The organism is Pseudomonas sp. WC2401 (assembly GCF_041200115.1).
Lineage (GTDB): Bacteria > Pseudomonadota > Gammaproteobacteria > Pseudomonadales > Pseudomonadaceae > Aquipseudomonas > Aquipseudomonas fragi.
Map to the genome: position 1 here is coordinate 134,261 of NZ_CP165623.1, position 12,395 is coordinate 146,655.

13 protein-coding genes are annotated in these 12,395 nt (G+C 60.0%); 7 read left to right on the top strand and 6 right to left on the bottom strand.

The features are described from left to right. Nucleotides 1–62 precede the first annotated feature (62 nt). The 3 genes from AB3G35_RS00550 to AB3G35_RS00560 all read right to left on the bottom strand — a co-directional run bounded on the left by AB3G35_RS00550 (nucleotide 63) and on the right by AB3G35_RS00560 (nucleotide 2,454). Complete coding sequence (locus tag AB3G35_RS00550; RefSeq protein WP_016783346.1) at nucleotides 63–1,073, bottom strand: AI-2E family transporter; 1,011 nt, start codon at nucleotides 1,071–1,073, stop codon at nucleotides 63–65. A gap of 250 nt (nucleotides 1,074–1,323) precedes the next feature. Continuing rightward, nucleotides 1,324–1,605, bottom strand: a complete 282-nt coding sequence (locus AB3G35_RS00555) for a PsiF family protein (protein WP_016783345.1) — start codon at nucleotides 1,603–1,605, stop codon at nucleotides 1,324–1,326. A 63-nt stretch (nucleotides 1,606–1,668) separates the two neighbouring features. Beyond that, nucleotides 1,669–2,454 (bottom strand): helix-turn-helix transcriptional regulator, encoded by a 786-nt coding sequence (locus AB3G35_RS00560; RefSeq protein WP_095040716.1) that lies wholly within the window; start codon nucleotides 2,452–2,454, stop codon nucleotides 1,669–1,671. A 97-nt stretch (nucleotides 2,455–2,551) separates the two neighbouring features. Here AB3G35_RS00560 and AB3G35_RS00565 point away from each other — a divergent pair, with 97 nt between their 5' ends. Next, entirely contained in the window at nucleotides 2,552–3,436 is an 885-nt protein-coding gene (locus AB3G35_RS00565; RefSeq protein ID WP_106115429.1) for a DMT family transporter, read from the top strand. A gap of 154 nt (nucleotides 3,437–3,590) precedes the next feature. On the opposite strand, the gene AB3G35_RS00570 is transcribed toward AB3G35_RS00565, so the two are convergent. Beyond that, nucleotides 3,591–5,657, bottom strand: coding sequence for an AsmA family protein (locus AB3G35_RS00570; protein WP_369782221.1), 2,067 nt, complete (start codon nucleotides 5,655–5,657; stop codon nucleotides 3,591–3,593). A gap of 252 nt (nucleotides 5,658–5,909) precedes the next feature. On the opposite strand from AB3G35_RS00570, the gene AB3G35_RS00575 reads away from it, so the two are divergent. From AB3G35_RS00575 to AB3G35_RS00600, 6 genes are all read left to right on the top strand, one after another. After that, a complete protein-coding gene (locus AB3G35_RS00575) occupies nucleotides 5,910–6,182 on the top strand; it encodes a hypothetical protein (RefSeq protein WP_016783341.1) in 273 nt (90 codons plus the stop codon). A gap of 179 nt (nucleotides 6,183–6,361) precedes the next feature. After that, a complete protein-coding gene (locus AB3G35_RS00580) occupies nucleotides 6,362–6,994 on the top strand; it encodes a TetR family transcriptional regulator (protein WP_016783340.1) in 633 nt (210 codons plus the stop codon). Nucleotides 6,995–7,155: 161 nt separating this feature from the next. Next, nucleotides 7,156–7,656, top strand: coding sequence for an urease accessory protein UreE (ureE, locus tag AB3G35_RS00585; RefSeq protein ID WP_016783339.1), 501 nt, complete (start codon nucleotides 7,156–7,158; stop codon nucleotides 7,654–7,656). Next, nucleotides 7,653–8,327, top strand: a complete 675-nt coding sequence (locus AB3G35_RS00590; protein ID WP_369782222.1) for an urease accessory protein UreF — start codon at nucleotides 7,653–7,655, stop codon at nucleotides 8,325–8,327. Before ureE ends, AB3G35_RS00590 begins: the two co-directional genes overlap by 4 nt. 9 nt (nucleotides 8,328–8,336) lie before the next feature. Next, nucleotides 8,337–8,945, top strand: a complete 609-nt coding sequence (gene ureG / locus AB3G35_RS00595; protein ID WP_016783337.1) for an urease accessory protein UreG — start codon at nucleotides 8,337–8,339, stop codon at nucleotides 8,943–8,945. 164 nt (nucleotides 8,946–9,109) lie between these two features. Continuing rightward, nucleotides 9,110–10,243 (top strand): AGE family epimerase/isomerase, encoded by a 1,134-nt coding sequence (locus tag AB3G35_RS00600; RefSeq protein WP_169910427.1) that lies wholly within the window; start codon nucleotides 9,110–9,112, stop codon nucleotides 10,241–10,243. A gap of 127 nt (nucleotides 10,244–10,370) precedes the next feature. Here the strand turns inward: AB3G35_RS00600 and AB3G35_RS00605 are convergent, their stop codons facing one another. Further along, nucleotides 10,371–11,276 carry a cation diffusion facilitator family transporter gene (locus tag AB3G35_RS00605; RefSeq protein ID WP_016783335.1) on the bottom strand — a complete coding sequence of 302 codons (906 nt, stop codon included), beginning with the start codon at nucleotides 11,274–11,276 and terminating at the stop codon, nucleotides 10,371–10,373. Nucleotides 11,277–11,345: 69 nt separating this feature from the next. Next, a complete protein-coding gene (locus AB3G35_RS00610; protein WP_016783334.1) occupies nucleotides 11,346–12,113 on the bottom strand; it encodes an SDR family oxidoreductase in 768 nt (255 codons plus the stop codon). Between the last annotated feature and the right edge of the window lie 282 nt (nucleotides 12,114–12,395).

Sequence of the window (12,395 nt, forward strand, 5' to 3'; positions counted from 1 at the left end):
TCAAAAGGGCCTGCGGCCCTTATCGCAGCCTTCGGCAGCGGCTACAAGGTCATGCGTTAAAGCTAAACCAACCCCACCTGCTTCAGCTCACTCTTCAAATACGCATAGTAGATCGGCCCCGCCACCACGCCCGGCAGGCCGAAGGCTGCCTCGAAGACCAGCATCGCCAGCAGCAACTCCCACGACTTGGCACTGATTTGCCCGCCGACGATCTTGGCGTTGAGAAAGTATTCCAGCTTGTGGATAACAATCAGGTAACCCAGCGCCCCTATCGCCACCCAGATCGACAGCGACAAACCGACGATGGTGATCAGGGTGTTGGAAATCAGGTTGCCGATCACGGGCAGCAAGCCCAACAAGAAGGTCAGCACGATCAGGGTCTTGGTCAGCGGCAGATGCACCCCCAGCAGCGGCAGGACCACGGCCAGGAATACCGCGGTAAACGCGGTGTTGAGCAGGGCGATCTTGATTTGCGCAAACACGATATTGCGAAAAGCCTGCACCAGCAGGTGCAGACGTTCGAACAGCGCGGCCGACAACGGCTTGCGCCGGCTGATATCGGGGATGCGCTGCAGGGCGATGATCGCGCCCAACACCATGCCGATCAGCAGGGTGACGAACATGTGCGCGGCGTCTTTGCCCACCAGTTGCAGATCGCTGAGGTGCTTGTTCATCCATTCGCCGATGGCGATCCGAAACTCGGCGGCACTGGCTGGCAGGTAGCTGTCCAGAAACGGCGGTAACTGCCCACGCGCCCGGTCTACGACCACCATGAACTTGTTCAGGGATGCGCCGGGGTTTTCGGCTTCATGCAGCAAAAAGCTGATGGCTCCGGCAAAGATCAGCGCCAGCACGCTGACGATCAAGGTGCCCAGCAGCGCCACCGCCAGCCAGCGCGCACGACGCCCGGCGATCAGGCGCTGCAACTGCGGGGTCAGCATATTGACCAGCTCGAACACCAACAACCCGGCCAGCAGGCTGGGCAACAAACGCAACGGAAAGACCAATAACAGGCCGCCAGCCATGATGATGTAGCTGGCCAGGACGATGTGACGCTGAGAAAACGATGGCATACAGCCTCAAAACTGACAGCGTAGAAGGACAGGCAGTCTGCCAGCCTTCAGCTGCGAGCACTAGAATTTGTGACTTGCGGAAGGTAGACCTATACCTTCGTAGCAGCTGACGAGCGGAGCGAGGCTGCGTTCGGCGGCAAAGCCGCCGTTAAACCAGTCTCTGAGCAGTGTCAGTTATACCCGGCTTTCTCGATTTACGACGGCTTCGCCGCCGAACGCAGCCTCGCTCCGCGAGTCAGCTGCTACAGGATCATTTTTTCTTCAGGCAATCACTCATAAAGGCTTTGCGTGCATCGCCCTTGAGGGCCTGGGTGCCAGCGGTGGCATTGCAGGTTTTCATTTTGTCTTGCTGGGTAGCCGGTTTGGCCTTGAGGCAGGTACTCATAAAGGCTTTGCGCTCATCGCCCTTGAGGGTCTTGGCACTGGCGTCGGCGTTGCAGGTGGTCATTTTGTTTTGTTGGGCCGTGGCGGCAAAACCCTGGGAACACAGGAGCAGGCCGATCATCAGCAGAGGAACACGCAGCATCTTCATGGAGTTTTCTCCTTGTTGGCGCGCCATATGCAGCGCGATCCAGTGAAGTGTAGACAAACTTTGTTACAACACCCGTGCCTGACGCCGGTACTGCTCCGGGGTGCAACCCGCCTGACGTGCAAACATCGCAATAAACGCCGATGAGGTGCTGTACCCCAGGTCGAAGCCCACTTCCTGCACGCTGCGCGCCGACTCCAGCGCCTCAATCGCGGCCAGAAACCGCAGGCGCTGGCGCCACTCACCAAAGCTCATGCCCAGCTCCCGCACAAATAGCCGCGCCAGCGTGCGCTCACTGACATGTACCTGTTGCGCCCACTGGCCCAGCGGGCGGTTATCACCCGGCGCCTGTTGCAGCGCTTCCAGCACCAGCAGCAGGCCCGGATGGCTGGCATAAGGCAAGAAGCACTGATGCACCGGCGCCTGGCGCAACTGATCGACCAGCACCTGGGCCAGCCTGATATCGGCATCGCTGCGCGGGATATTGATATCGCGGCGGGCAAAGTCGCTGAGGATGGCCTTCAAAATATCGCTGATGGCCAAGGTGACCGGAGTGCTCGGCAAATGCTGGCAGTGCACGGCATCCAGATACACCGAACGGTAAACAATCGCCTGGGCGTTGTAGGCACTGTGCTCGGTGTTGGGCGGCACCCAGACGGCGTATTGCGGTGGCGACATAAAGCGCTGGCCATCGACTTCAAAGCGCATCACCCCGTGGGCCACATAGTCCAGCGAGCCCCAGGCATGGGCGTGGGGCACGGCATGGCTGTGGGCTTCGATCTCGGCATAGCGAAAGTAAACTGGCGCCGGCAGGCCGTCGAACTCGGGGACGTTGATCAGATTCTTGCGCATGCTGTCTGGATTCGGGGTGAGGTTGGCTGGATCGCAGTATAGGCTTGCAGACAGACAGGCGGATAATTGCCGCTCATTAACCCTGTGGTTGTCACCGATGCAATACGCTTACCCGCTACTGGCCATTTTTATCTGGGCCGGCAATACCGTTATCAACAAACTGGCGGTAGGAGCGATCTTCCCGTCCGAGATCGGCTTTTATCGCTGGCTGCTGGCAGGCCTGCTGTTTACGCCCTTTATGCTCAAACCGGTGATAGCCAACTGGTCAGTTATCCGCCCCAACCTGGGCAAGATTTTCATCCTTGGGGTGCTGGGCATGGCGGTGTACCAGAGCCTGGCCTACTACGCCGCAGCGCGTACATCGGCGACCAATATGGGCATTATCCTGTCATTGATGCCACTGATGGTGCTGAGCATGTCGATCATCAGCCTGGGCCAACGCCTGACAGCCGGGGCCCTGGTGGGCGCCATCGTGTCATTTGTCGGGGTGCTGGTGGTGGTCTCCAGCGGTAGCCTGGCGGCCTTGCTCGATCACGGCCTGAACCTGGGCGACGCGATGATGCTGGTCGCGACCCTGGCCTATGCGATTTACAGCACCTTGCTGAAAAAATGGCAGCTGCGCCTGCCACCGCTGCAGATGCTGTATCTGCAAGTGCTGGTGGCGATTGTGGTGTTGTTTCCGCTGTATCTGGCCTCACCGAAGGTCGGGCCAACGGTGCATAACATCGGGCTGGTGCTTTACGCCTGCGTGCTGGCGTCGATGATCGCACCGCTGGCCTGGATGAAAGCCGTGGCCACGCTTGGCCCGAGCCGTACCACGCTGTTTTTCAACCTGCTGCCGCTGATTACTGCGCTGATCGCGGCTGTGGTGCTCAAGGAGCAGTTACATGCCTATCACCTGATTGGCGGGGCGCTGACCCTGGGCGGGGTGATTCTGTCGGAGCGCTGGACTACGCCGTTGCGCAAAACCTGCACGACATAACCCCGTGGGAGCGGGCTTGCTCGCGATGGAGTCAGCGCGGCGCACCTGCCACACCGCAGCGCCTGCATCGCAGGCAAGCCTGCTCCCACAAAAGCAGCCCCAGTTGCCCGCCCCACAAAAGCAGCTGCCACCTATAAGGTCAGGGGCTTTTGATCTACTTCACCGTCTTCGGCACCTTGCCCTGCTGCATTTGTTGCAGCAGCGGTGCGCACTGGTTAGGTTCGCCACCGCTCGGGGCGACCAACGCCAAAAGCCCCGCCGCCGGCCCTGCAATCACACCCAATGCCACCATGCCGGCACCGCGCAACAGCAACGGCACGGCCTGCACCCCCGCTGACGGGTTGGCAAAGGTACCGCGCACATACAGCGGCGAACGCAGCGAAAACAGGCGCAGCCCTTTGGATTCCGGGGTGATTTTCAAGTCCAGCTGCTCGGTGGCCAGGTTGACCGTACCGTCAATGTAGATAATCGCGTTCTCGGTATCGAACACAAACAAGCGGGTACTGGCCAGCCCGCTCTTGATCCCCAGATCTGCCGCCGCACAGTTGATCTTGACGTCTTCGTCGCCAAAGATTTTGCCCACAATGTAGTTGCCTACGTTAAGACCGGCAATTTCCATCAAGCTGCGGCTGATAGCGCCGTCGTTGATGATCATCTTCAGATCACCGTTGGCGGTGCCCAGCAACTTGGCCACCGAATTACCAGTACCGGCAAGCGTGGCATCGCCATTGAGTTCGCCGAAACTGGTTTTCATCGGTTCAAAGGTCGGGAACAGTTGCTTGAGCTTGAAGTTGCGCGCGGTCAGCCTGGCGCTGCCTTTCAAGGGCGTGGCACGACCGTTGAGGCGGATTTGCGCATCCAGCTTGCCGCCCGCCACGCCAAAGCGCAGCGGCTCCAGGCTCAGCTCGCCATCATTGAGCACCACATGGGTGTAGAGGTCGGTAAAGGGCAGTTCGGCGCTTTGCACGATGCGTTTGCCGGTGAGTTCGACGTCGGCGTCCATGTCGCGCCAGCGCTCGGTGCGGAATTCTTCGACCGGCAACACCTTGCCCGCAGGCTGCTTGCTCTCGCCGCCGCGAGCCTTTTGCTTGGCATTGGAGTCGGCACCGATCAACGGCCCCAGGTCAGCCATCAGCAACTGGTTGGACACCAGCTTGCCGCTCAGCTTGGGCCGTGGCTGGCTGGCCACGTATTTGAGGTCGCCGTGGATATCACTGCTGCCGATCTTGCCGTTGAAGTTTTCATAGCTGAAGGTCGCGCCACTGGCTTCACGCAGTTTGGCGGTCAGATGGCCATCAGTGGAGTACGGCGGCGAATCCGGCAGTGTTACCCCGGTCAACGGATACAGGTTGCTCAGGCTGGTGCCAGCCAGTTTCAGGCGCAGGTCCAGCGCGCCCAGGTTGAGCGGGTCGGTCAAGGTACCAGCCAGCTCGACATGGCTGTCGGCAATGCTGACCTGCGCTTGCAACGGGAAAGGCTGGGTAGCGTCCTGCAATGCCAGCAGGCCGCCAATTTTGCCGCTGCCGTTGAGCTTCTGGCCGTGGTACTGGCCTTTGACCTTGAGGGCGAAGGCATAGTCCTGTGGCTTGCTGCCCTTCTCCTGAGCCTTTTTCGCGCCTGTTTCGCCGACGATCTCGCTGAATGGGATGGGCTTGCCCAATGAATCGATCAGCACGTCCAGTTGGGTTTTCAGGGTCTGGTCATTGAGGGTTACATGGCCCTTGTCGAAACCGATGGCACCGATGTCCACCGTCCAGGCCGAAGGCTCGGCGTTCGGGTCCTTGGGGTCGAAGGTAAAGGTCCAGTTCGCCCGGCCATCGGCCAGGCGCTCAAGGCTGGCGCTGGGTTCGGTCAGGTTGATGCGCGGGATATCCACGGTTTGGCTCAGCAAGGCCAGCGGCGACAGGCGCAGCTCGACCTTTTTCAGGCTGGCCATTTGCGGGGTCTTGGACCACTCGGGATTACCCAGGGTCAGGTCCTGGGCGATCACATGGGGCCACGGCACCCAGGCGCGCCAGCCACCCTCGTCCTCTTCACGCTGCCAGCGCACAGCCAGGTCGCCATTAATGGCAAACGGCCGATGGAGGATCTCGGAGACCTTGCTGTTGATGGTCGGCTTGATGCGGTTCCAGTCGAAGGTAGCGAGGATCACCACCAGCACGGCCACCAGCAGAACGAAAATACCGCCTGCCCAGGCAAGGGTCTTACGGGTGCGCGTCATGTCACGGCTCCTTGAATTCGACTGAACGTCCCAGTTACGACGCCATAAATGTACGACTGGCAAAGACGCCGGAAGGTTTAACCCCGGTACGGCTTTCGTATAAAAAATCTCAAGAGCCTCAGCCTAGAGCCTCCCGAACTGAACAATCAATTCTGTCGATTATCACCATTGGCCGTATGAACTTTGATATCCGGCAGCCAAGCGTAGCATTGCCCTCACCCCTACTTAGTTGCATTGCTACGGAGCACAACCATGAAACGCCCAGTACTTTTCGGTCTTTCCCTTTCACTGATGGCCTTCAACGCCTTCGCCATGCCGGCCGATGAAGAGCCGACCCCAATGGTGCAACCGGCATCGAGCACCCTGAGCCAACCCCTCGACCCGGTTGCCGAAGACGGCGCACAACGCACCCTGGACCAACAAAACCGCTATGCCGAAGATGGCTACGATCGCACCCCAAGCAGCCAGTTTGTCGCTGAAGGTGGCGCTGATCGCCTGGCCGAGCGCAACAAGCATGCGAGCTAAGCCATTCGTTTGTGTGGGAGCGGGCTTGCTCGCGAAAGCATCCCCGCCGACAACCCGCTAGACCGCGTCGCCTGTATCGCGAGCAAGCCCGCTCCCACATTTGTGCAGTACACCGTTCGACGTCATCAAAGCCGATTTGCTAGAGTGCGCCGCTGTACTTGTCTGGAATACCAGCCCCGATGCTGCCTCGCGCCGAACAGAAACAACAAACCCGCCTTGCGCTGATGGATGCTGCCCGCCACTTGATGGAATCGGGTCGCGGCTTTGGCAGCCTGAGCCTGCGCGAAGTCGCAAAGACCGCTGGCATCGTGCCAACCGGGTTTTATCGCCACTTCAGCGACATGGACCAACTGGGCCTGGCCCTGGTCAGTGAGGTCGGTCAAACCTTTCGCGAAACCATTCGCCTGGTGCGTCACAACGAACTGTTTATGGGCGGTGTGATCAACGCTTCGGTGCGGATCTTTCTCGATGTGGTCGAGGCCAACCGCTCGCAGTTTCTGTTTCTGGCCCGCGAGCAATACGGCGGCTCGCAGCCGGTGCGCCAGGCCATTGGCGCGCTGCGCGAAGACATCACCTCGGATCTGGCGGCCGACCTGGGTTCCAAGCCCAAGTTGCAGCACCTGGACCACGCCGGCCTGACCGTGATTGCCGATCTGGTGGTCAAAAGCGTGTTTGCCGCCCTGCCCGATGTTATCGACCCACCGGCAGAATCCCTGCCCGACCATCTGCAGCCCCAGGCCAAGATCAGCCAGCAACTGCGCTTTATCTTTATCGGGCTCAAGCACTGGAAAGGCCTGGGCAGCACCGAATAAGCGCTGACGCACTTGATTGGTGCGTCACAGCAAGCACTGCGCACTTATTTAGAACATCTTCATCTTTCTGCACCCTTTTTGGGCCTACATTTGCGGCCCCGGCCCGGGTTGGCAAGCCCCTTGCTCTGGCTGGGGTAACGTCAATTGCAGGAAGCCTTCCGATGTTGGTGATTCATCGCAGAGTCCAGCCCCACCCCGTGTGGAGCGCCGAGTTACACCTGAACTTCGAAGCACGGAGCAAAAGCCGCCTGCGCTGTTTCAGCAGCAGCGGCGAAGACGTCGGCCTGTTCCTTGAACGCGGCCAGCCGCCGCTGGTCGATGGCGAGTTTCTGCAGGCCCAGGACGGACGCATCGTGCGTGTCTGCGCCAGCCCCGAACAATTGCTGCACGTCACCTGCAGCAATGCCTTTGAATTGACCCGCGCCGCCTATCACCTGGGCAACCGCCACGTTGCCCTGCAAGTGGGCGATGGCTGGCTGCGCCTGCTCGATGACTACGTGCTCAAGGCCATGCTGGAGCAACTGGGCGCCTGCACCGAAGCCATTGAAGCGCCGTTTCAGCCCGAGCACGGCGCCTATGGCGGCGGTCACCATCACTCCCGTGCTGGCGAAGAAGACTTCAACTACGCGCCGAAGCTGCATCAATTTGGTGTGCGCCTGTGAATCCGGCCTGGGCGCTGTTGCGCCTGGCCAGCCCGCAGTTGCCTATCGGCGGCTACAGCTATTCCCAAGGGCTGGAAATGGCCGTCGACAATGGCCGCGTGGCTGACCCGGCCACTGCAGCGCGCTGGATTCGCGATCAATTGCTGCTCAACCTGGCGCGATTTGAAGCGCCCCTGTTGCTCGCCCACTGCCAGGCTGCGGCGGGTCAGGACTGGGGCGCCTTGCAACGTTTGTGTGACGAACATCGCGCCAGCCGTGAAACCCGCGAGCTGCATCAGGAAAGCCGGCAAATGGGCTATTCCCTGCAGCAGTTGCTCACCGGCTTGCCGGAACTGGACGAGCCCGCCCGGCTGTTTCTCGCCCAACAAAGCGAGCCGCATCTGGCGCTGGGCTGGGCATTGGCTGCCCGCGCATGGGCCATCGACCCACAGGACGCACTGGCCGCCTGGCTGTGGAGCTGGCTGGAAAACCAATTGGCAGTGCTGATGAAAACCCTGCCGTTGGGCCAGCAAGCGGCCCAGCGCATGACCAGCGAGTTGTCGCCTGCATTGCAGCAGGCCCAGCAACACGCCAGCACTCTCGACTTATCCCACTTGGGCAGTGCCGCTTTCGGCCTGTCTTTGGCGAGCATGGCCCACGAGCGCCAGTACAGCCGCCTGTTTCGTTCCTAGGAGAAAGCAATGAACACACAGCCTCTGCGTGTCGGCATCGGTGGCCCGGTGGGCTCCGGCAAAACGGCGCTGACCCTGGCCCTGTGCCTGGCCCTGCGGGAAAAGTACAACCTGGCCGTCGTCACCAACGATATCTACACCCGTGAAGATGCCGATTTTTTGGTGCGTAACGAGGCGTTGGCACCCGAGCGGATCATCGGCGTCGAAACCGGCGGCTGCCCGCACACGGCGATTCGCGAAGATGCCTCGATCAACCTGGAGGCCGTGGACCAACTGAACCGGCGTTTTCCCGGGCTTGATCTGATTCTGGTGGAATCGGGTGGGGATAACTTGTCGGCTACCTTCAGCCCGGAATTGTCCGACCTGACGATCTATGTGATCGACGTCTCCGCCGGGGACAAGCTGCCGCGCAAGGGCGGCCCGGGGATTTGCAAATCCGACTTGCTGGTGATCAACAAAATCGACCTTGCGCCACTGGTGGGTGCATCGCTGGAACTAATGGACAGCGACACCAAACGCATGCGCGGCGACAAGCCATTTGTGTTCAGCAACCAGAAGACCGGGCATGGCCTGGACACCATCGTGGCGTTTATCGAGCGTCAGGGCTTATTGATTTGACCTGTGGGAGCGGGCTTGCTCGCGAAAGGAGCGACTCGGTTTGTCAGGCAAAACCCGTCGCCCCTTTCGCGAGCAAGCCCGCTCCCACATTCAGAGTTGAGATCATCCCGGGATTGACGGTGTATCATGTGGCGCAAACGCCCCAGCCGTGACGACGCCCACCGATGCCTGATGTAGCCAGCTCCGACTTCCCGCTTGAACTGACCGCCACCTTTGCGGCAGTACAGCAGCATTTTCGCCAGGTCATTGTGCCGCTCTGGCTAGGCCCCGGCTGGAATGCCGAACTGGCGCTGCCCTATGAGGCCTTGAGCCCCGCGCATCAGCCGCTGCCACCCCAGCGCTACCGGGCAATGGCCTGCGCGCGTCAGCTTTACCTGTTTGCCAGCCTGATCGACGACCCGGCGTTCCCCGGCGCCGCCGAGCGCGCCGCTGAACTGTTCCGCTCGCTGCACCAGCACTTTCATGACGCCGAACATGGGGGCTGGTTCTACAGCATCGGCCCCGATGGCGCGCCGCTGGATCAACGTAAAGACCTCTACACCCACGCCTTCATCATCTTTGCCTGCGCCCATTACTGGGCCAAAGTGCGCGAGCCACTGGTGGCCTCGGCGCTCAATGGCGCGCTGGAAGTGGTGGCTGAGCGTTTCAGTGATGGCAACGGTTTGTATGAAGCCAGCCTGGAGCGGGACTGGTCGTCCCTGGGCAGCGGCCCGCTGCAGAACCCGTTGATGCACCTTGCCGAGGCCTTTTTGGCCACTCTGTCAGTGCGTGACGATGCGCCGGTGCAGGCGGCCTTGCTGGCATTGGCCGAGGGCATGCAACAGCGTTTTATCGAGCCTGTGCATAACGTCATGCTGGAAAAGCCACGCGGGGCTGTGGATAACTGGTTTGAGCCGGGCCATCAGTTTGAGTGGTTCTTTTTGCTGGCGTCTTCGCCATTGTTGCGCCAGACCCCGTTGCACGGGTCGCTGGAGCGGGCGTTCGGGTTTGCCGAGCAGGTGGGCGTAGACCCGCAGAGCGGCGCGGTGTGCGGCATGCTGGCCCCGGACGGCAGCCTGCGTGATGGCACCCAGCGCATCTGGGCGCAAGCCGAGTACCTGCGCGCCCTGACCTTGCGCCCTGACAGCCAGCCGCGTCTGCTGCGCCAATTACTGGCGCTGCAGCAGCGTTTTTTGCATGCCGGTGGCTGGTATGAATGCCGCGATGGCGCGGGCAAGGTTAGCCGCGAAGATATGCCGTCGACCACGCCTTATCATCTGGCGACGTGCTATAGCGGGTTGGCGCAGTATTTCAGCTGACACCAGCCCCTGCGGCAGCACGCTTGTTGTGGGAGCGGGCTTGCTCGCGATGGTATCAGCGCGGTTCACCTGTAGAGCCGCGGTGCCTGAATCGCGAGCAAGCCCGCTCCCACATCTCAAGGCTGGCTCAGGAGATCCACTTGCGATCCCCGGTGAAACTGATGGTCAGCCAGCGCGCGCTGTCTGCTGCGCCCAACAGCCCGGAGATTTCTTCGCGCAGTGCATCAAGCGTCTTCACGCTGGTCAGTGGATAACCCGCCGGCAACACAATGTGAATCTCGATAAAACGTGCCCGCCCGTGCTTTTGCACATAGGTTTTGTACCCTTCAAAACCATGCCGCGCCGACATTTCTTCCAGCACATCACGCACCTTGTCATCCAGCGCATCCGGGACAATCCCGAGCACATCACGCAGGGCCGGCTTGAGGATCTTGAACGCCGGGGCCAGCATGCTTAGCGCCAGCAAAATCAGGATCGCCGGGTCCACATACGCTGCCCACTGTGCATAACCCTGATGTTTCAGCACCAGGGCCGTAACGAAACTTATCAACAGCCCCACCGACAGCATCGCGTCAACCAGCCAACTGACGTTGTCGAACTGGATCAGGGTTGATTTGAGCTTGCGATTTTTGCGTTTCACCCAGAAGTAATAGGCAAATTCGACAACGGTAAATACCGCTGCGTAGACGATCACCAGCCCCAGCTCGATATCGCGCCCACCATTGATAATGCCGAACACGCCATTGAGAAAGGCATAGATCGCAATCAACAACAGGAAGCTGCCTTCAATCAGCAACACCATCGGCTCAAGGTGCCAGAAACCAAACTGAAAGCGCTGGTTGCTTTCCTTGGCGATCAACTGGGCCGTGATCAGCATCAGAACTTTGATAAAAGTGGCGATCAAAGAGAAAAACCCATCGAACATGATGGATTCGGAACCCGAAATAAAACCCGTCACGATGCCGGCAATGGCCACCGCGAACATTAGAACAGTCGATTGTTTGAGCAGTTGCTGCTCACCACGGTTACTCACAAAAACTCCTTTTCAGCCCCATTGAAGCGACCCCCTCAGGAGGTCGCAGGTGGGCTGCCAGGCGCAAGTTTACTCTTTGGCGTGACGTTCGATGGCAAAACCGCTCCAGGACTGCGTGACGGGCATCAGTTCAAGACGGTTGATGTTGACGTGAGCCGGGGTGTTGAGCACCCAGAAAATGGTCTCGGCGATGTCTTGCGGCTGGATCGGTTCAGCGCCCTGATAGGTCGCGTCGTAACGCGCCTTGTCGCCGCCGAAGCGCACCATCGAGAACTCGCTCTCGCACAGGCCCGGCTCAATGTTGCTGACGCGCACACCAGTGCCCTGCAAGTCGCAGCGCAGGTTCAGGGAGAACTGTTTTACAAACGCCTTGGTGCCGCCATACACATGACTGCCCGGGTACGGATAGCTGCCGGCGATGGAACCCAGGTTGACGATCCCTGCCCCTCGGCCGTAGGCAATCAGCCGTGGCAACAGCAGACGGGTGGTATAGAGCAGGCCTTTGATATTGGTGTCGACCATGGTTTCCCAGTCGTCGAGGTCGCACTTGGGCGCTGGATCAGTGCCAAGCGCCAGGCCAGCATTGTTAATCAGGCCACGCAGCTTGCTGAACGAAGGCGGCAAACCGGCAATCGCCGCTTCCATCGCGGCACGGTCACGCACGTCCACCACCAGGCCGTGTACTTCGGTCTGCTTGGACAACTCTTCGCACAATGCTTTCAAGCGCTCTTCGCGTCGGCCCGTCAGCACCAGCTTCCAGCCTGCCTGTGCAAACTTGCGCGCACACGCCTCACCAAATCCGGAAGTCGCGCCCGTAATAAACAGGGTGGAAGTCATCATGTTCTCCTTGGCTGGCGGGCATCGGCCGCCGTTGAATTGGACATTGAGCAGAATGCCCGGGCTTAACTTCAGCGGCAACCTGCGGTATTTTAAAAACCAACCTGTACAAAAAACAACCAACCAGCTGCAAGCCATGCAGTATAAGGGCTGGAGCCATATGCGCTCACCTTATCCACAGGCCCGTCCACAGTCTTTGGGGGCAACTCTAAAAAGCGCAAAGCCCCGGGCCACAAGGGATAGAGCACATCTGTAAGAGTTTTTTACTTGACCCGGACACAC